This window comes from Pseudovibrio sp. FO-BEG1 (assembly GCF_000236645.1).
Classification (GTDB): domain Bacteria; phylum Pseudomonadota; class Alphaproteobacteria; order Rhizobiales; family Stappiaceae; genus Pseudovibrio.
In genome coordinates, this window is the sequence record NC_016642.1 from 389,453 (window position 1) to 408,048 (window position 18,596).

Annotated in this window: 14 protein-coding genes; 4 read left to right on the top strand and 10 right to left on the bottom strand. The window is 54.0% G+C overall.

The annotated features are described in order from the left end of the window. Positions 1 to 47: 47 nt before the first annotated feature. The 4 genes from PSE_RS01875 to PSE_RS01890 form a co-directional block, all read right to left on the bottom strand. Positions 48 to 1,694: a GMC family oxidoreductase gene (locus PSE_RS01875; RefSeq protein WP_014283323.1), complete on the bottom strand. Its 1,647-nt coding sequence runs from the start codon at positions 1,692 to 1,694 to the stop codon at positions 48 to 50. A 307-nt stretch (positions 1,695 to 2,001) separates the two neighbouring features. Further along, complete coding sequence (locus PSE_RS01880) at positions 2,002 to 2,502, bottom strand: MmcB family DNA repair protein (protein WP_014283324.1); 501 nt, start codon at positions 2,500 to 2,502, stop codon at positions 2,002 to 2,004. A gap of 74 nt (positions 2,503 to 2,576) precedes the next feature. Continuing rightward, the gene (locus PSE_RS01885; protein WP_014283325.1) at positions 2,577 to 3,647 is read right to left on the bottom strand and encodes a hypothetical protein; all 1,071 of its coding nucleotides are present in this window, start codon (positions 3,645 to 3,647) and stop codon (positions 2,577 to 2,579) included. 12 nt (positions 3,648 to 3,659) lie between these two features. Next, on the bottom strand, positions 3,660 to 5,021 hold the full coding sequence (locus PSE_RS01890) for a DEAD/DEAH box helicase (protein ID WP_014283326.1): 1,362 nt from the start codon (positions 5,019 to 5,021) through the stop codon (positions 3,660 to 3,662). A gap of 438 nt (positions 5,022 to 5,459) precedes the next feature. Here PSE_RS01890 and PSE_RS01895 point away from each other — a divergent pair, with 438 nt between their 5' ends. Further along, on the top strand, positions 5,460 to 5,777 hold the full coding sequence (locus PSE_RS01895) for a helix-turn-helix transcriptional regulator (RefSeq protein ID WP_008550373.1): 318 nt from the start codon (positions 5,460 to 5,462) through the stop codon (positions 5,775 to 5,777). Between the two features lie 11 nt (positions 5,778 to 5,788). Here the strand turns inward: PSE_RS01895 and PSE_RS01900 are convergent, their stop codons facing one another. Next, positions 5,789 to 7,792 (bottom strand): bifunctional DedA family/phosphatase PAP2 family protein, encoded by a 2,004-nt coding sequence (locus PSE_RS01900; RefSeq protein ID WP_014283328.1) that lies wholly within the window; start codon positions 7,790 to 7,792, stop codon positions 5,789 to 5,791. Positions 7,793 to 8,115: 323 nt separating this feature from the next. Here PSE_RS01900 and pap point away from each other — a divergent pair, with 323 nt between their 5' ends. Then, positions 8,116 to 9,615 (top strand): polyphosphate:AMP phosphotransferase, encoded by a 1,500-nt coding sequence (pap, locus tag PSE_RS01905; protein ID WP_014283329.1) that lies wholly within the window; start codon positions 8,116 to 8,118, stop codon positions 9,613 to 9,615. A 39-nt stretch (positions 9,616 to 9,654) separates the two neighbouring features. Here the strand turns inward: pap and PSE_RS01910 are convergent, their stop codons facing one another. Then, positions 9,655 to 10,503: a hypothetical protein gene (locus tag PSE_RS01910; protein ID WP_014283330.1), complete on the bottom strand. Its 849-nt coding sequence runs from the start codon at positions 10,501 to 10,503 to the stop codon at positions 9,655 to 9,657. 627 nt (positions 10,504 to 11,130) lie between these two features. Then, positions 11,131 to 12,114: an aldo/keto reductase gene (locus PSE_RS01915; protein WP_041767822.1), complete on the bottom strand. Its 984-nt coding sequence runs from the start codon at positions 12,112 to 12,114 to the stop codon at positions 11,131 to 11,133. Positions 12,115 to 12,160: 46 nt separating this feature from the next. On the opposite strand from PSE_RS01915, the gene PSE_RS01920 reads away from it, so the two are divergent. Continuing rightward, a complete protein-coding gene (locus PSE_RS01920) occupies positions 12,161 to 13,126 on the top strand; it encodes a LysR family transcriptional regulator (RefSeq protein ID WP_041768839.1) in 966 nt (321 codons plus the stop codon). Here PSE_RS01920 and PSE_RS01925 read toward each other — a convergent pair. The 3 genes from PSE_RS01925 to PSE_RS01935 all read right to left on the bottom strand — a co-directional run bounded on the left by PSE_RS01925 (position 13,123) and on the right by PSE_RS01935 (position 17,229). After that, positions 13,123 to 14,307: an FAD-binding oxidoreductase gene (locus PSE_RS01925; RefSeq protein WP_014283334.1), complete on the bottom strand. Its 1,185-nt coding sequence runs from the start codon at positions 14,305 to 14,307 to the stop codon at positions 13,123 to 13,125. The two genes, PSE_RS01920 and PSE_RS01925, sit on opposite strands and share 4 nt — an antisense overlap. Before the next feature lie 171 nt (positions 14,308 to 14,478). Then, the gene (locus tag PSE_RS01930) at positions 14,479 to 15,678 is read right to left on the bottom strand and encodes an acyl-CoA dehydrogenase (RefSeq protein ID WP_008550412.1); all 1,200 of its coding nucleotides are present in this window, start codon (positions 15,676 to 15,678) and stop codon (positions 14,479 to 14,481) included. 12 nt (positions 15,679 to 15,690) lie between these two features. Further along, positions 15,691 to 17,229, bottom strand: a complete 1,539-nt coding sequence (locus PSE_RS01935) for an aldehyde dehydrogenase family protein (RefSeq protein WP_014283335.1) — start codon at positions 17,227 to 17,229, stop codon at positions 15,691 to 15,693. A 310-nt stretch (positions 17,230 to 17,539) separates the two neighbouring features. Between PSE_RS01935 and PSE_RS01940 the strand changes: the two genes are divergently transcribed. Then, entirely contained in the window at positions 17,540 to 18,463 is a 924-nt protein-coding gene (locus PSE_RS01940; RefSeq protein WP_014283336.1) for a LysR substrate-binding domain-containing protein, read from the top strand. The last annotated feature ends 133 nt before the right edge of the window (positions 18,464 to 18,596 follow it).

Consider the following 18,596-nt stretch of genomic DNA (forward strand, 5'->3'; position numbering starts at 1 on the left):
GAAATGATTTTTAAAAGGCCGGTGCAATCGTACCGGCCTTTTGTTGTTTAGGCAGACACCTGCTCGGTTTCGCGCTCAGCACCAAGCGGCTGTTTGCCCAGGATCATGTCGGATGCCTTCTCGGCAATCATGATTGTTGGCGCATTGGTGTTGCCGGAGATCAGGGAAGGCATGACAGAAGCATCAATCACGCGAAGCCCTTCAACCCCATGCACTTTAAGGTCAGGCCCAACCACGGACATCTCGTCCGTGCCCATCTTGCAAGTGCCAACCGGATGATAGATTGTCTCGGCCCGCTCCCGCACTGCTTGTTTGATGCTGTGCTCGTCGCGACCAAAATCGTGGATCATATCCTCCCGATACTCAGAGAGCTCGGGCCCTTCCAGGATATCCCGCGTCATGCGAATACCCTTTACCAGAACATCCAGATCTTCCTGATCCGCCAGATACTTCGGATCGATCCGTGGTGCATCCATAGGATCAGCTGAGTTCAGCCCCACTTCACCCGTTGATTTCGGACGCAAAACGCAAACGTGACAGCCAAATCCATAACCGCCATAGAGCTTGCGGCCATGATCATCGATGATGGAAATGACAAAATGCAGCTGAACATCCGGGCGATCCAGTTCAGGGCTGGTTTTCAGGAAGGCGCCACCTTCTGCCGCAGGTGAGGCAATCATGCCCGATCCATCTTTCCGCCAGCGCATAATCTCCTTGAACAGCTGAATACCCGGCTTCAGCCCCAACCCCAGCATATCCGTTTTGTTGGAGCGATAGCTGATGGTGTAATCCAGATGGTCCTGCAGGTTCTTGCCAACACCCGGCAGATCATGCAGCACCGGAATGTTGTGTTTCGCCAGCTCATCAGCAGGCCCAATGCCAGAAAGCATTAGCAGCTGAGGAGATTGGAAAGCGCCTGCAGAAACAATCGTTTCCCGCTTCGCCTTGACCACCGCCAACTTGCGTTTCTGCTTGTACTCAACACCAACGGCCTTCTTACCCTCAAACAACACCCGCGTGCTGCGAGCATGCGTGATAACGGTCAGGTTTGGCCGATCCATGACAGGATGAAGATAGGCCGCAGCCGCTGAGCAGCGTTCGCCTTTCTTGTCGTCTTGATGGAACTGCGTGACCTGATAAAGCCCAACGCCTTCCTGATCACCGCTGTTAAAGTCGTTGTTCCGTTTGATTTGCCGCCCTTCGGCGGCGGCAAGAAAGGCGTGAGAGATTGGCAGAGGAGAGCGTTGCTCAGAGACCTGCAAAGGTCCGTTAGCCCCATGCATGGAGCTTTCACCACGTTGGTTGCTCTCCGACTTTTTGAAGTAAGGCAGTACCTCATCAAATGACCAGCCGTCTGCGCCTTTCTCGACCCAGCCGTCGTAGTCTTCTTTTTGGCCGCGAATATAAAGCTGCGCATTGATCGCGCTGGAACCGCCCAGCGCCTTGCCGCGCGGATGGAATGTCGTGCGGTCATTCAGCTCGGTCTGCGGAACAGAATCGAAGGCCCAGTTGTTGATCGCAAACGGCTTTGCCGAAACCATTGCCGCGATACCAAGCGGCGCGCGCACCAGAACGGATTTGCCCTCTCCACCAGCCTCCAGCAGGCAAACAGAAATTGAAGGGTCTTCAGAAAGGCGAGCTGCTAGCACGCATCCCGCCGAGCCACCTCCAACAATCACATAATCAAAATCCATTGTGCCCCTCCCCAGAAACAAATACACACTTCCGAAAGCCCTCTCCTCCTTCGAAAATGCAGCAGCAAAAGTTGTCTTTGGCGTACTCCTGAGAAGTTCTCCCGGTTCTCAGTTGAGAACACGCCTCAAAACAAGAGCTTCGCACTCGCCTGAATGCGGCGAGCTGTTTTATTGTCTGATGTTAGTGAGCCTTTCCCTAAACGGAAACCTGAACATTCTGGTGAGTATGTAAGGCCTGCAACTTCTCGTAGTGTGTTCGCTGAAAAACTCATTGAAACACAGAGGCTTGCTGAATTTCTTCCCCAGCTTATCCCCGCCGCAGGTTTCTCTGGTTTGGATCAGTCAAATCATGCAGTCGGTTTGCAGCAGCTTGCGCAAATCGCAAAATCACGGCTTTGCGGGTGGCCGCTGAAAGCTTGTGCTCCGGCGCTTCGCGGATAATCTCAGCCATGTAATCATCCGCCAGAATGAACCCGGTCTCCTCCGGAAAGATCTCCTGCGGAACATCAGGGCTGGTCGCAAAGAACAGGCGATCGCAGTAATCGCGATACTCATGCCACTTGTTGTCGGTTTTGAAGTCCTCAATGGATGACTTGATCTCGATAATCCAGATCTCTGACTTCTTGCCAAGCACCACCAGATCAGCCCGCCGTCCCGATGCAAGCGTGACTTCAGGAAGGCTCGTATGACCCAGAACGCGCAAATATCGCTGCACCCCACGCTGGATTTTCAATGCGCGATCAGACTGACGACCATCGACCAGAGGATCATCAAGTTGAACGCGATTTGAGCCCTTCACAAATTCCATGAAATCGTTCCCACTTTGTTCTTTGTGATATTAGCAAGCTGTCAGACAAATTCAATCGGAGATTAGAGGGATCTTTAGTAAGGGGCAGGCACTGCGATATTCAACTGACCTGCTAATTCTCGCATGTTCTCGTCAAGCGGGAACAACCTGATGCAGTCTGCCATAACATCACGAGCTTCCGATGCTTGTCCGGCTTGCAGATACAGCTCCGCAGCTCGCATCAAAAACATCTTCCGCCAGCGCTTGGGAGCCGTCCTCATCACCGCATCTTCGTGAAGGGTATTATGCCACTCCCGAAGCAGATCCGCTCCTTCATGAGGCTTCCCATGTAAAGCAAGCCGCTCTGCCTCAAGCACCCCATATCCCGGATTGCTCCGCAATGCCTCTGAGGCTTCCAAAGAAGGAGCCTCACCACAGGCCAACGCATGTCCCAGCCGAGCAAATGTCTCGCAATCTGTAAGGCTTTGCGAATACAGCAGGTTCTTATCCGCAAGAAGCTCAGCCAGGTTCCGCTGGAATGTTTTGATCAGCTGGCGGATGGTGTTGAGCGAATAAAGCTGGTCATGCAGCGCGTGTGGCCCTGCAATCCCGTAACAGTTCAGGTTTCCGTTCTTGGCAAAGCGTTGAACCGCGAGGTAACCGCAGGTATCGACCCAATCAAACATCCCGAACAGCAGATGCACCGGATGCTTCAGATCTCCTGCTAAGCGATCCAGCAACTCCAGCTTTTCCGGTGCAGGCCGCGCTAGATACTCAGCGCTCTGCGTGCCTGTTGTGCCCAGTTCCAGCTCAGGCGAAAAGGCATAGATCTCGCCATCCTGCCGACGTAACCCCGTGATCAGCACTCCATAAGCCCCCATGGAAGCGCCGTAATAGATGATCCGTTCAGGTTGCTCCTGAGCGATAGTAAGGTCGATTGCCTGATCAATCTCTCGCTCCGCATCAAGGTACCATTGTGAAGCGGTATCATTCAGAAAAACGCAGGCATGCTGTGTCTTGGCAAACAGTCGCTCCAGTCCGAACTTGCCGGAAGGAATGCGAACTTGCGAGAACACCACCACCAGCACACCGCTGCGGCCACCGGATTGGAGTTTCACCTCCAACCCGCGTGAAGACACACCTGGTCGCTCAGCTAAGTCCAGCATCAGCGGATGGGCTTAGGACTTCTTACGCTTCAGGTAACCACCGGTGTCACCAGCCGGAGCAGATGCGTTGTCGGAAGACTTGCTCGGTGAACGACGAGGAGGAGACTTTTTGCCAGCAGGTTTGCCTTTCGGCTTCTGCGCAAACTTGCCACTGCCCGGCCCTTTACGTGGACCACTGCCCTTCGCACGCTTACCAGCCACCTGCGCATTGCTGCGCGCGCTTTTCGGCTCACGGTCAGACGGGAAGAAGGTGAAACCATCCATCTCCGCGATCTTCTTGCCAATCAGCTTCTGAATGGCACGCAGCATGCCGCGATCTTCCGGTAAGCAGAAGGTGATTGCCGTTCCGCTCTTGCCCGCACGCGCTGTACGGCCAATACGGTGAACGTAGTTCTCCGTCGCGTTCGGCATGTCGAAGTTGATCACGTGGGAAATGTCGGAAACATCAATCCCGCGAGCTGCAACATCGGTCGCCACAAGGGTCTTCAGCTTACCTCGCTTGAACTTGTCCAGCGTCTTCTGGCGTTCTGCCTGAGACATGTCGCCATGGATCGCCTCAGCAGGCACTCCATCTGCATTCAGGCGGGCCGCAAGGCGGGCACTGCCCTTCTTGGTCAGAGTAAACACCAGTGCGCGCTCGCACTCGTCCTTCTCCAGAAGCTCTTTCAGCAGCGGGAACTTGGCATCTTTCTCCAGATGCGCAATCTGCTGTGTCACAGTCTCAACCGTGGTCGCTGGTGGAGCGGTGGTCACCTCAACCGGGTTGGTCAAAAAGCGTTCTGACAGATCGCGGATCTCACGCGGCATGGTCGCGGAGAAGAACAGGGTCTGACGCTTCTTTGGCAGCAGATAAGCGATCTCTTCCAGCTCTGCGATAAAGCCCAAATCCAGCATCTGGTCTGCTTCATCCAGAACGAAGATTTCCAACTCATCAAAGCTGACACCGTTCTTGCGGTGCAGGTCCAGCAAACGGCCCGGCGTTGCCACCAGCACATCCAGACCACGCTGCAACGCGCGGAACTGCGGAGGAAACGGCACACCGCCCACAACACAGCTGGTGTACATCTTGGTGCGGCCCGCATAGGCCTTGATGTTCTTTGTAATCTGGTCCGCCAGCTCGCGGGTAGGCGTCAGAATAAGGCTGCGCACGCTCTTCGGCGCCGCGCGATACCGGCTCTCAAGCAAGCGCTGAAGAAGCGGCACTGCGAAAGCGGCGGTTTTACCCGTTCCGGTCTGAGCAAGGCCAAGCAGGTCCTTACCATCCAGAATGTAGGGAATTGCGTTTTCCTGAATAGGTGTTGGCTCGCTATAGCCTTTAGATTTCAGGGCGATCTGAAATGGTTTTGCAACACCAAGTTTGTCAAAATCGGTCAACGGTGATCTCTCAGATAAGCAGAGTATCCGTTTCCGGTTCTGCTGATTTCGTCATGTGCTTCCCGCAGTCCTCTGAAACGTGAAATCCGTTCCTCAATTAAGCAGATGCGTGAAACAAGCTTGAAGAAGTTTGCCTTCGAGAAATCCAGCACAGCAGCACGCTGTATCAGTTAATTTTACTGGAATAGTCTCTGGGGCGTGGTTTGATCGGGCTATTAACATAGACCCGCCACATTATGCTAGAATTATTGCCGGGGAGCATAATATTCTGGTTGTCCTGATAAGAAAAGGGCGACAATTCCGGTTAGAGCAGTCCAGCTACTTGCATGTTTCATGTTCTTCTTTATGTATGGGTACCAAGAAAAATGATGCTGCTTTTATGGCCATTATCCTAAAACTGGCCTGCTGCTAATAACATTAAAGATTAGGGTTCGAGCTTTGATTGATGCAAATTTTGAAGACTTAGAAGAAAACGCTGAGGAAGCTGCCCGGCTTCTTGCTAACATGGCGCATCCCAAGCGCCTGATGGTGTTGTGTCGACTTGTTCAGAGCGAATGTACTGTAGGTGAACTTGCAGAAGCTGTGAATCTAAGCCAGTCCGCACTTTCACAACATCTTGCCAAGATGCGTGCCAGCAATCTGGTCTCCACCCGTCGCAGTGCTCAGACAATCTATTATTCTCTGGCCAGCGCCGAAGTGGAATCCGTTCTGCAAACTCTTTACGGTCTTTACTGCGCTCCTCAGGAAGAAGCATAGCAGGGCCTGCCTTAAGGCCCCGCGATAACCACAGAGCTACCGTCCCACCTGCGTTTCTCTTCTGCATTTGGTAGCTGGTTGAACATATGAAGATCTACCGGAATTTCATCCTCGGACTTCAGACCTGAGAACTCACCAAACAGGCGGACGGTTTCTTCGTCCAGCGCGCCACCAATATACAGATGGGAAATGTCTCCGTTTACATCGGAGAGCTTGAAGCGTGTTTCCCAAAGCCAGAACACCTGCCGGTGGTCCTGATCGCTTTCGTAAACCATCGTCAGCGCAGGCAGGAATCCGGCATTGGTATGCGGTACTGGTGGCAGCTCGCCTGCTGGGGTTTCCCCTTTCAGGTATCCGGTCGCTGTCGGGAAGGACCATTCCGGTGCTTTCCGCCAACCAAGCTTGGTCAGCTCCTGCTCCAGCTGTTCCGGCGTGCCGGACCACTGCAGCGTAATCGGCTCTTCCAGCTCACCTGTAATGGAAACACGCTTGGCAGGCAGCAAGCGCCAATCCTGCATGCGCCAGCTGGATTTCTGGATCACAACGGACTCGCTGCGCGGCTCATAGGCCTCAGCTGCCGTCGAATAGTTCTGGCTGATGTGCCACGTGGAGGCGATCGCCAATGCGCACAGCGATATGATTGTCAGAGCCGTTCTGCCCACCTTCTCATTGTGAATGTGCCCAAAGACGAACGAGAAGAAAAATACGGTACCAGAGCCAAACAGCAGGCCTGCCAGCACATCTGAAAGCCAGTGCGCGCCCAGATAAACCCGTGAGAACCCGATCAGGATCGCGAAGGTTGCTGCAACAGAATAGATGATCGTCTTGCTCAGACGAGAGCGTTCATGGGCCACCAGAACAGCGATCACGCCAATCAGAACCGTATTGATGGTGGCGTGCCCGGATGGGAATGAGAACGCATCAGCGCCGGAATACAGCTCAATCGGACGATCCCGGCCAATCAACGCCTTGGTGATGACCACGAAGATCGAGGAGCTGACAATTGCAATCACAAAGCCCGTTGCGCGGCGCCATGCTTTGCGGCCAAACAGATAAATGCCCACGGCGAGCGTAACGGTCGCAGTCACCGTGCCATCACCCATCATGGTGATCATGACCATAATCTTATCGATGATTGGCGTCCGCGCGATCTGGAAGAAGTTACTGATTGCAAGGTCCGCTCGCGCCATCGGCATGCCCGGAGCGACTGCACCGGTAAACCAGATAAAGCCCGGCAGCGTCACCAGCAGGAAGAACGCAGAGACCAGCATGCCCACACTGCGTGGGTTCTCAGGATCGTATGTCCGCGCAACCCATTGGCTAAAGCGGTCAGGACGACGGCCAAACCAGTTGACGATTGCCTGATGCGAACCACCAACAATCGGCAGAATAAACATGATCAGCCAGCGGATAATCGCCACGGCGATCAGAAGAACCAGCAGCAATCCGCCAAGGATAATGGCGAGGCGGGTGTTGATCTCACCAATCGCAAACAGTGCGGAACCAGCCATCACGCCCGGCACCAGATGCAGTGCAGCCCAGGCAAACGCAGAGGTTACGTTGAAGAAGGTAAAGCGGCCAAAACTCATGTCCGCCATACCGGCAATGCCCGGCACAACAGATTTCACACCCGGCACAAAACGGCCAATAAAGATGCTCTTGCCGCCGTGTTTGGCAAAGTAATCTTCACCGCGCTTCAGCCAGTCCGGATAACGGCTCAAAGGCCAGATTCCCCGTACTTTGTCTTTGTAAAAGTAACCAAACCAGTAGGAAAACGCGTCGCCCGTTACGGCGCCTGCAGTCGTCCATAAAAAGATACTCAGAAATGGCAGTTCACCAAGGCCGATAAGCGTACCAGCCCCCACCAGAACAACCGTGCTCGGAAACACCAGCCCGATCAGAAAGAGCGCTTCACCCATTGCGACGATAAAACAGATAAGGCCAGCAAAAGCCGGATTTGCTGCAATGAAATCAACAATGTGGTTGAGGAATGTGGTGACGAAATCGACGTTCACTGAAAAGTCTCTAGCTCTTTCTTAAATTACTTAGATCGCTGGGTGACCACTGAAAATGTATACATCGTGCCAAGGTGACCAAAATATGGTGCGCATTCTGTTACATTTATATGCAGGCATCTGGCCCTTTGAAAGGGAAATAACAAGCCCTATTCCCTGCAAAAAGCATAATAGTCCCACTAATCAGACCCATACGTTAATTCTGGTGACGAAAAACATCGTTTAGCTCTTTAAGCAATAATACAGAATGGCTATTCTTGGCCCAAAGCCGAATGAGCAAAAATAACATTTTACGCCATGCCCCAGATGCGAAGGTCACTTGCATGTTTCAGTCTGCAAACATTCCTCAGACAGTCAGTAAAGAGCTGCTTCAGAAAAGACTGCCTGAACTCCGTGAGGAATTGTTGGAAGTTCAGCATAAGCTGAGAGAGAACAAAGCTTTCGCAACGATCATTCTGCTCGCTGGTGTAGACGGCTCGGGTAAAGGCGCGGCAATCTCCCGTTTATACGAGTGGATGGATACGCGTTACCTGTTCTGCAACGCTTATCATGAAGAGCGCAGCGAGTCTGAAAGCGCCCGACCAAACTACTGGCGTTACTGGCGGGATCTGCCTGCACGCGGTGAAACCTCCATTGTGTTTGGCTCCTGGTATCAGGAACCTCTGCGTGATGCGGTTATGGGCAAGATTGATGACGCAGAGCTGGAACGCCAGCTGTCTGCCATCAACCGCTTCGAAAAAATGCTCGCCTACGAGAACATTCTCCTTCTCAAGTTCTGGTTCACCCTGCCCAAGGCAGAGCAGCAGGAGCGCCTGCATGATATCGAAGCTAAAGGCAAAAAAGGCCGCAACTTCATTGAGGAATGGTCCGGTGCTGAACATTATCGCGCAGCTCAGACCGCAGGTGAAAAAGCTTCTTTGCAAACCAGCACCGGCTACGCGCCGTGGTTCGTGATCCCGTCACAGGATCCAGATGTTCGTGACCTTGCACTGGCAGAAACCATCGCCCAGTCCATGAAGAAGAAGCTGGAAAGCGGCAACGGCAAACCGGTTTCAGCCCCTGCCGTTGTCACCACCCTGTCTCAGGCCAATGCGGTGGATGCGATTGATCTGTCCGCGACCATCTCCAAGGAGGAGTACAAGGAAGAGCTTGAAGAGCTGCAGGACAAGATGGCGTACCTGACAGACCGCAAGCGCTTCAAAAAGTTCGGCTTTATCTCTGTCTTCCAGGGCAATGACGCAGCTGGCAAAGGGGGCTCCATTCGCCGCCTCACACGCTCCATGGACCCGCGGAACTACAAGGTGCACCCAATCGCAGCACCTTCTGTGGAAGAAAAGCTGCATCCATACCTCTGGCGTTTCTGGCGTCGCCTGCCGAAGAAGGGCCACAGCGCCATCTTCGACCGCTCCTGGTATGAGCGTGTGCTGGTTGAGCGCGTCGAGGGCTTCTGCTCTGAAGCTGACTGGATGCGCGCCTACAACGAAATCAATGCTTTCGAGAAAGAGCTGACAGATTCCGGCTTCATCCTCTGCAAGTTCTGGCTCGCGATCTCTGAAGAAGAGCAACTGCGCCGCTTCAAGGCTCGCGAAGAAACCGCCTACAAGAACTACAAGATCACCGAGGAAGACTGGCGCAATCGCCTCAAATGGAACGAATACGCCATCGCAGCCGGCGACATGGTGGACCGCACCTCAACCCGTTACGCCCCGTGGACGCTGATCTCCTCCGAGGACAAGCGCTACGCTCGCATTCAGGTGCTCAGAACCACCGTGAACGCCCTCGAAAAAGCGATGAAGAAGAAGGACAAGGACAAAGAGATCTAAGCCAGCTCTCTTTGCCCGCCTTTGTTAAATCACGTCCTGTCACACGCTGTTTTGTGACAGGACTTCAGCGGAAACCAGATCAACCTCCCGTCCACCGCGCCAGACGTCGATCACCGCTTCAATCTTCAGCGATTTTTTCACGCCTTCATACTCCGTGACCTGCTGCTGCATCTGTTCGTAGTCAGCGCTTTCAACGTCCGCAGCAATGTCTTTTTCCATGTAAGCCTGAATCCGCAAATCATCCGGCCCCGGCTTGCTGATATCAAACCGCATCTCCTGATGATTTGACATGCACATCACGGGACCAGATAACAGCGGAAATAACCCTTGATGACACACCGCGAAGACGGTGGCACGCTCCTGCGGTGAAAACTGATCGAAGAAGCTCATGTCATCGATTGGTTTGGAATCGAAGGTGAACGTGCGCTCCTGACGGCGTTTAAAGTCCTCCAGAAACTGGCGGCCTTGCTGCTCAGGTATTCTGACACCTTCCATCATGATGTCGTTTTTCAGGGTGCCTTCCACATTGTCTGGATCCGGGCTGCGCACATCAAACTCCAGTTTGAAATCCAACACGCTGTAGCTCTGAAAACGCGGACCGTCATAGACCTTGAAGTTCTCCTGAAAGTTCGCGCCAGCCATCTCACGCAGCTGCTCAAAGGCTTTAACCTTGTTCTGATCTGTCACGCTGGGGGAGTACAGATCAAACACCAGCTTCTTCGCATTGACGCGATCAGTGCCGCAAAACCAGTCGACAACCTTGTCCCAGAGCCGCGTCGCCGGATTGCCAATATGCTCCCGGTCAGATGCGCCTTTGATGCTCTGAAGATCGCCCGAAGAGATCTGCGGATGAATACGTGTCGTGTCCAAACCAACTGAAGATGACATGGTCCACCCTCCTTCACGTGGTCAACTGGTCATGCAGGGGCTTTGCCTCTACTCGTCAGACTGAAGGAAAATGCAGCGTTTTGCTGTTCTGAATGGCACTGGAGCGGGAAAATAAACACCAACAGCACCACATGGCATCCCATGCAGTGGTGAAGCTAGATTTCCCGAAAATCGGGAGGGGCAAGGCGGCAGGCAATACCTGCGCATTGAGTTAGTAATAGAGTCTTCGGCATTGGCTACGCGCCTTGCCCGGGCATTTTGGTATGGCCAACATCGCCTCTTATCCTGAAAGACACGATAGCCGGTTTCCCGGAAGGATAGCGGCTTTGCTCAGATAAGTTTCCGTATGCAAGCAGGTCCGCTACCCTTGGCATGTGCTGCTCTGACCAGCAAATGCCACTGCGTGATGCCCTTCAGGCTTGGGCCCTTCCTCTCAGACCATGCAGTCACGCCTGAAAATCGGTGCCACCGGACCGCCAGAAGATGCGTTACCTCTCCTGACAGCCCCACCCAGCCCACGACATGCTGACGGACGGTCCGCCAGCTGCCCGTCACGTGGGCATAGGATTAGTATGGGGCCATCTTTTGCCAAGGGGGATAAGTTTTTCCAGCTTTCAATGAGCCTGCCTAGGCATTCAGCCCTTTCATACCTTCAGGTGTGTACCGTTCGCCGACAACTGAAATGAGAGCAAGCTTGGCTTCCAGCGTCTCAACATCCTCTGAAGAAAGCGCAATCTCGGTCGCTGCAATGTTCTCTTCCAGATAGCGCAATCTCTTCGTTCCCGGAATAGGCACAATATCGTCTCCCTTCGCCATCAACCAAGCCAGAGAGAGCTGCGCAGGCGTACATTGCTTCTGAGCGGCAGCCTCTACAATAACCTTGGTGATCCCCTCATTCACCTGCAGCGCTTCTTTGGAGAACCTCGGTAGGTTTGCGCGGAAGTCACCTTCTTCAAACTGCGTACCAGAGTTGAAACTGCCTGTCAGAAAGCCTCTGCCCAGGGGCGAGTAAGGCACAAAGCCAATCCCAAGCTCGCGGCAAGTCGGCAGGATCGCCTCTTCCACATCACGAGACCAAAGAGAATACTCTGTCTGCACCGCTGAAATCGGATGAACGGCATGAGCCCGGCGAAGCGTCTTTTCACTAACTTCACAAAGCCCGATATTGCCGATCTTACCTTCCTCCACCAGCAACGAAAGCTCTTTCATCACATCCTCAACGGGCTGCTCCGGGTTCACGCGATGAACGTAGTAAAGGTCGATGTAATCAAGCCCCAGACGCTTCAGAGAAGCTTCACAAGCCTGTCTTGCATATTGCCGGCTATTCTCGATCGTTCGCTTGTACTCACCGGGTTTGCGATTGATGCCAAACTTCGTCGCGATTTTCAGCGGCGTCTTGGTTTCCTTCAAAAAGCGACCAATCAGCTCCTCATTATGATGAGGGCCGTACATGTCTGCTGTATCGAAAAAGTCGATGCCCAGCTCAACCGCTCGCGCCATCACGCGCAAGGATACGCTGTCATCATGTGAGCCATAGAACTCACTCATTCCCATGCAGCCCAGGCCGAGCATGGAAACATTGAGTTTGGAACCGAGTTGGCGAGTTTTCATCAGCATCTTCCTTGTGTTGCTGCTGATTACTTGCCATGTTTCAAAAATGGAAAATACGAGCAAAACTGGAAAGCAGATTTCCAAAAATGGAAATGGAATCCTGCGTGATCTTGTTTGGGATGACACCAAAGCCTTTCTGGCTGTTGCCAGAACTGGGACGCTCAGCGCTGCCGCTCATCGCTTAAGCATCGGTGTCGCGACACTCTCAAGAAAGATTGATCGCCTCGAAGAAACGCTGAAAATTCCGCTGTTTATCAGGCACCAGTCCGGCTACCAACTCACCGAGGATGGCCGCGATCTGCTGGCAAAAGCTGAAACGCTGGAAGCCGCCGCCACAGCATTCGCTTCCGGCGCAAAAGCACAGGCAGGCATCTCCGGCAAACTCCGCCTCGCAACTGCAGAAAACCTCGCCACCCACCTGATCCTGCCCGCATTGCCAGAGTTTCGTGCAAACTACCCGGAGCTGCACATTGAAATCCTGACCGACGTAAGCTCAGTCAACTTGCACCGACGAGATGCAGATCTTGCCATTCGCATGGTGAAACCAGAGAGCGGCAATGTCACCCTCCGCCGCCTCGGAACACTCGGCTTTGGCCTCTACGCCAGCAAAGACTATGCGCTCAAGCGAGCTAAATGGGCTGATAAGGAGAATTATGAGCAGGATGACTTCATTTCCTGGTGCGAAGCGCTCTCGCATCTGGTGAACGCAAAATGGATTGAACGAGCCCTCAAAGGCCGACAACCCGCTGTTCTGACATCATCACTGGCAACGCAAGTCGCAGCGACACAAGCCGGTCTCGGCCTCGCCGTCCTACCGCATTTCCTTGCATCGGATGCTGGTCTTGTCTGCGTGAATGCGGATATCGGTGTTGAACAACCAATCTATCTGGTCATGCACTCCGACCTCGCCCACTCCCCGCGAATGCGCGTCATGGCAGACTTCCTGGCCGACCTGATCATCCAAAACCGCAGCAAACTCAGTGGCCCACCTCAGCAGGCCACTTCCAGTTAAACCACGTTCCGCTCAATCAGCGGCTTGTTGGCAGCCAGACGTTCAACGCCGAGTTCAGAAAGGTCCAGCGTTTCATAACCGCCCGTCACGATATGCTCTGCAAGTGCGCGTCCCACGGCAGGGCTTTGTTGCAGTCCGTGGCCGGAAAAGCCTAGTGCGATGTAGAAGTCCTCGATGCCGGGCACGGGACCCATGAAGGCGTTGTGGTCGAACAGGTTAACATCATAATGCCCCGCCCACGCCGCGCCGGGTTTGATGGCTTCGAACGCAGGAACACGGTTTGCCAGTGTCGGCCACAGATGCTCCTCGAAGAAGGAGTAGTCCACCTCGTAGTCATAGCAATCCGGGTCCTGCTCTTCATCCGGTGAACTGCCACAGATAAAGCCGGTGCCCTCAGGGCGTACATAAGTTCCATTCGGATCAATCAGCAACGGCAGACCCGGAACCTCATCGCGGCATTCAAAAGTAAAGATCATCCGCTTTTTGGAGTGAACCGGCGCGTCAAATCCGGCTTCCAGACAGATCTGCGTGCCGCCGGAAGCTCCGGCCGCATTCACCACCACGCCAGCTTCCACCTGCTCGCCGTTGGAGAGCGTCAGAATCCAGCTGCCGCCCATGATCTTTTCAAGGTGAACCACCTGATATGGCTCATAAGGCACGTTCAGGGAGCGCGCTTTGCGGCGGAACGCCTGCATCAGCCCATATCCGTCAAACCAGCCTTCGCCGGAGAGACCATGACAGCCTGCGGAAAGATCAGAGGTATTGAGCCATGGAAACTTGGCTTTCAGCGCATCAGCTTCCAGAAAACCAATGTCCGCACCCATTTTCTGCTGAAGCGCGTGGTTTTCTTCCAGAATGCTGCGCTTATCCGGTGTGGCGAGGAACAGATAGCCGCCTTCAACCAGATCAATCCGCGGCTTATCGCCGTCAACTTCCAGAAGATCGCCAATATTGCGCAGGAAATCTATGCCATAGAGCGATATATCGATGTTCACAGCAGAGGAGAACTGTTGGCGAATAGAAGCGGCAGAAAGCGCCGAAGCACAATGTTGATAGGATGGATCTTTCTCAAAGACCGCAATGCTACCTTTGAAATCGTCGCGCTGTGCAAGATGGTACGCCACCGATGATCCGATGACAGCCCCCCCAATAATAGCAACATCAACTGAAGCTATCGCCATAGTTACACCTGAATACTGAGAAATGGAGAAAGTAAGAACCGACGCCCGAAATATTTAGGCGGGTATTCGCGAGCGTCGGCCTAAAAGAGAGACGAAACGCCTCCCAAGAGTTTAAGCGTATTCCTGAAAGATGCCTCCCAGCTTTCTCAGGAATGCGCTGTAGATCAGGGCTTAAAAGAAAGCCTGAAGGCCAGTCTGCGCACGACCCAGAATAAGGGCATGAACGTCATGCGTACCTTCGTAAGTATTGACGGTCTCAAGGTTCTGAGCATGGCGCATCACCATGAACTCCTCAGAGATGCCGTTACCACCGTGCATGTCACGTGCCTGACGAGCGATATCCAGTGCCTTACCGCAGTTGTTGCGCTTCACGATGGAAATCATCTCTGGAGCAACGCGGCCTTCGTCAAACAGACGACCAACACGCAGCGAAGCCTGAAGGCCGAGTGAAATCTCGGTCTGCATGTCTGCCAGCTTCTTCTGGAACAGCTGTGTCTGTGCCAGTGGGCGGTTGAACTGCTTACGGTCCATGCCGTACTGGCGAGCGCGCATCCAGCAGTCTTCCGCAGCGCCCAGCGCACCCCAGGAGATGCCGTAGCGAGCGCGGTTCAGACAGCCGAACGGGCCTTTCAGACCAGAAACGTTAGGCAGCAGAGCGTCTTCACCCACTTCCACGTTGTCCATCACGATTTCACCAGTGATGGAAGCACGCAGAGACAGCTTGCCCTCGATCTTAGGAGCGGAAAGACCTTCCATACCCTTTTCAAGAACGAAACCGCGGATCTGGTTGTCATGCGCTTCAGACTTCGCCCAAACCACAAACACGTCTGCGATTGGGGAGTTGGAGATCCACATCTTGGAACCAGTGATGCGGTATCCGCTCTCGGTCTTCACAGCGCGGGTGCGCATGCCAGCCGGGTCAGATCCTGCATCTGGCTCAGTTAGACCGAAACAGCCAACGTATTCACCAGAAGCAAGCTTCGGCAGATACTTCATGCGCTGCTCTTCAGAGCCGTAAGCGTAGATTGGGTACATCACCAGCGAGGACTGCACGCTCATCATGGAGCGGTAGCCGCTGTCGATGCGCTCAACTTCACGCGCAACCAGACCGTAAGCCACATAGGAAGCAGCAGAGCCACCATATTGCTCAGGAAGAGTTACGCCGAGGAGGCCCTGCTCGCCCATCTCGTTAAAGATGGAGCGATCAGTTTTCTCTTCGCGGTAAGCTTCCATCACGCGTGGCAGAAGCTTTTCCTGAGCGTACGCACGCGCGCTTTCCATGATGAGGACTTCGTCTTCATTCAGCTGGTCGCGCATCAGGAACGGGTCTTCCCAATTGAAGACGCCTCCGCCTGTTGGATCACTACTCATTCTCAAAATTCCTTATTCAACGTCAAACTTCACACCCTGCGCCAATGGGAGAGCGCCGGAGTAGTTGATGGTGTTGGTTGCGCGGCGCATGTATGCCTTCCAGGCATCAGAGCCAGCTTCACGGCCACCACCAGTTTCCTTCTCACCGCCGAATGCGCCGCCAATTTCAGCGCCGGACGGACCGATGTTGACGTTTGCAATGCCGCAATCAGAGCCAACAACAGAAACGAAGGTCTCAGCTTCACCCATGTCTTTGGTGAAGACGGAAGAAGACAGACCAGCACCAACACCGTTCTGAATTTCAATCGCATCATCAAAGTCGGTGTAGCGAATGACGTAAAGGATCGGAGCAAAGGTCTCTTCCAGAACAGGACCAACCTGACCTGGCATCTCAACGATCGCTGGCTGAACGTAGTAAGCATCCGGATATTCGTCAGCCATCACGCGCTGACCACCATGCACGGTGCCACCAGCCGCTTTCGCTGCTTCCAGAGACTTCTGCATGTTGTCGAATGCGTCTTTGTCGATGAGCGGACCGATCAGAGTGCCGTCTTGGGTTGGGATGCCAATCTTGACGGAGGAGTATGCTTTGATCAGGCGCGGGATCAGCGCGTCATACACGCTATCATGGGTGATCAGACGACGCAGTGTGGTGCAGCGTTGACCGCAGGTGCCCATAGCCGCAAACGCAACGCCGCGCAGGGTCAGATCCAGATCAGCAGATGGGGTCACGATCGCTGCGTTGTTGCCGCCCAGCTCAAGGATGGACTTGCCGAAGCGCTGTGCAACACGCGGGCCAACCTGGCGACCCATGCGGGTGGAGCCGGTTGCGGAGATAACTGGGACGCGCTTGTCATCAACCAGAGTTTCACCGATTTCACGACCACCCTGAATGACTTCCAGCAGGCCTTTTGGTGCATCATCACCAAACTTGGCAGCGGCACGCTCGTAAAGCGCCTGAACAGCCATTGCTGTCAGAGGAGACTTTTCAGATGGTTTCCAGACCACGGAGTCACCACAAACAAACGCCAGTGCTGCGTTCCAGGACCAGACTGCAACCGGGAAATTGAACGCGGAGATCACGCCAACAACGCCAGATGGATGCCAGGTTTCCATCATACGGTGACCCGGACGCTCGGTCGCGATGGTCAGGCCGTAAAGCTGACGGGAAAGTCCAACTGCGAAGTCGCAGATGTCGATCATTTCCTGAACTTCACCCAGACCTTCAGAGGTGATCTTACCTGCTTCCAGGCTCACCAGCTTGCCAAGGTCGTCTTTGTAGGTGCGAAGCTCTTCACCCAGCAGGCGAACCAGCTCACCGCGGCGCGGTGCAGGCAGCTTGCGCCACTCTTTGAAAGCGTCATGCGCACGACCAATCGCAGCGGAGGTTTCCTCAACGCTGTCTTCTTTGATCATGGCCAGTGTTTCACCGGTGTTTGGAGAGATTGCAGCCAGTGTGCCACCTTCCAAAGCAGAGCGGGCAACACCCATACGCTCCATGAGTTCAATTGTTTCTTCTGCGAATTTCACGGTATCCAGACCTACGGTCATTGAAGTCCCCAAACTGTGAGAGATGCTAAATTCGTTATTTGAACAGAGTGTCTCTTGTCCGGACCATCGGTAAAAGCTACGTCTTTTCCATTATTCATTCGCATATGGAATGACTGATAATTTCGTCTGGATCTTGCGTCAGGAAGAAAACTGCTTAAAATCAGTAGGATAATAATGGGTGCCGGCCTATTTGAGATTCTGTTTTATGAAGGAGATGATGCCAGATAGAACGAAATTTAATCGTGTTGGCTGTGCCTAACCTCGCGATTTCAGGAGTTTCGAGCTGTCCACGGCATCATGAGAGGTCAGGATGAAGCGTGGTTTTATCCCCCCGATTGATTGTTTGATTGCTTTTGAAAGCGCTGCGCGCCATGGCAGTTTCACCCGCGCCGCAGAAGAACTGTTCCTGACACAAGGTGCAGTGAGCAAACAGGTGCGCCTCTTGGAAGGCCGCTTGGGCGTGGAGCTGTTCAAACGGATTCGCCAACGCATTGTTCTGACGGATGCCGGTCGCATTTACCTGCACGACATCCGCGGCACGCTGGAAAAGATGACCAGCGCCACCCGTCAGGTGATGTCCTTTGCAGGTAGTGAGGATGTGCTCAACGTCGCCGTGCTCCCAACTTTCGGCACCCGCTGGCTCGCCCGCCGCCTCCCGCGCTTCCACGAGCGCTACCCGGAAGCCAGCTTCAACCTCTCCGTCCGCCTGCGTCCCTTTGATTTCTCGGTAGAGCCATTCGACGGAGCCATTCATTATGGCGAACCCGTCTGGGCCGGTGCCATTGCAGAGCCGCTGTTTCAGGAAGAGGTTATTCCGGTCGCTTCCAGAGCATTTCGTGACAGGCACAGCCTGCGGAAGCCAGAGGATCTGGTGGATGTCATGCGATTGCACCAGTCAACACGCCCGGATGCATGGCAAAAGTGGTTCTCTCTGGCCGGTGTCGAAACAGATGGCGCCTTCCAGGGCCCGCGCTTTGATCAGTTCACCATGATCTCACAGGCCGCAGCATCAGGCTTAGGCGTGGCACTGGTGCCAAAATTCTTTATCGAAGAAGAACTCGCCGCCGGCACGCTGGTCCGCCTCTTCGACATCAGCCTGAAACTCTCCTCAGCCTACCACTTCGTCTACCCCGAAAACCGTACCCTGCGCCCGGTCGTAAAGTCCTTCAAGGCCTGGCTACAAGAAGAAGCTCAGGAACAGCAGGTAGACCGGGAGACACTGCTGCCGCAATAAACAGGGGTCTATATGAGATGTGGTGCTGGACGCTGCCTCAGTGAGGTCTGTCTCGGTTGTCGGCTGAATGACGAGAAAAATGCCAAAATCTGCGTTTGGAAACGCACTCAGAAATTTTAGTGGAGCTGCTTCG

Bases quoted from the DNA above. Each gene is read 5' to 3' on its own strand.
- PSE_RS01875 (WP_014283323.1), bottom strand. From the start codon at position 1,694: ATGGATTTTGATTATGTGATTGTTGGAGGTGGCTCGGCGGGATGCGTG.
- PSE_RS01880 (WP_014283324.1), bottom strand. From the start codon at position 2,502: ATGGAATTTGTGAAGGGCTCAAATCGCGTTCAACTTGATGATCCTCTG.
- PSE_RS01885 (WP_014283325.1), bottom strand. From the start codon at position 3,647: ATGCTGGACTTAGCTGAGCGACCAGGTGTGTCTTCACGCGGGTTGGAG.
- pap (WP_014283329.1), top strand. From the start codon at position 8,116: ATGTTTCAGTCTGCAAACATTCCTCAGACAGTCAGTAAAGAGCTGCTT.
- PSE_RS01910 (WP_014283330.1), bottom strand. From the start codon at position 10,503: ATGTCATCTTCAGTTGGTTTGGACACGACACGTATTCATCCGCAGATC.
- PSE_RS01915 (WP_041767822.1), bottom strand. From the start codon at position 12,114: ATGAAAACTCGCCAACTCGGTTCCAAACTCAATGTTTCCATGCTCGGC.
- PSE_RS01920 (WP_041768839.1), top strand. From the start codon at position 12,161: ATGGAAAATACGAGCAAAACTGGAAAGCAGATTTCCAAAAATGGAAAT.
- PSE_RS01925 (WP_014283334.1), bottom strand. From the start codon at position 14,307: ATGGCGATAGCTTCAGTTGATGTTGCTATTATTGGGGGGGCTGTCATC.
- PSE_RS01930 (WP_008550412.1), bottom strand. From the start codon at position 15,678: ATGAGTAGTGATCCAACAGGCGGAGGCGTCTTCAATTGGGAAGACCCG.
- PSE_RS01935 (WP_014283335.1), bottom strand. From the start codon at position 17,229: ATGACCGTAGGTCTGGATACCGTGAAATTCGCAGAAGAAACAATTGAA.
- PSE_RS01940 (WP_014283336.1), top strand. From the start codon at position 17,540: ATGAAGCGTGGTTTTATCCCCCCGATTGATTGTTTGATTGCTTTTGAA.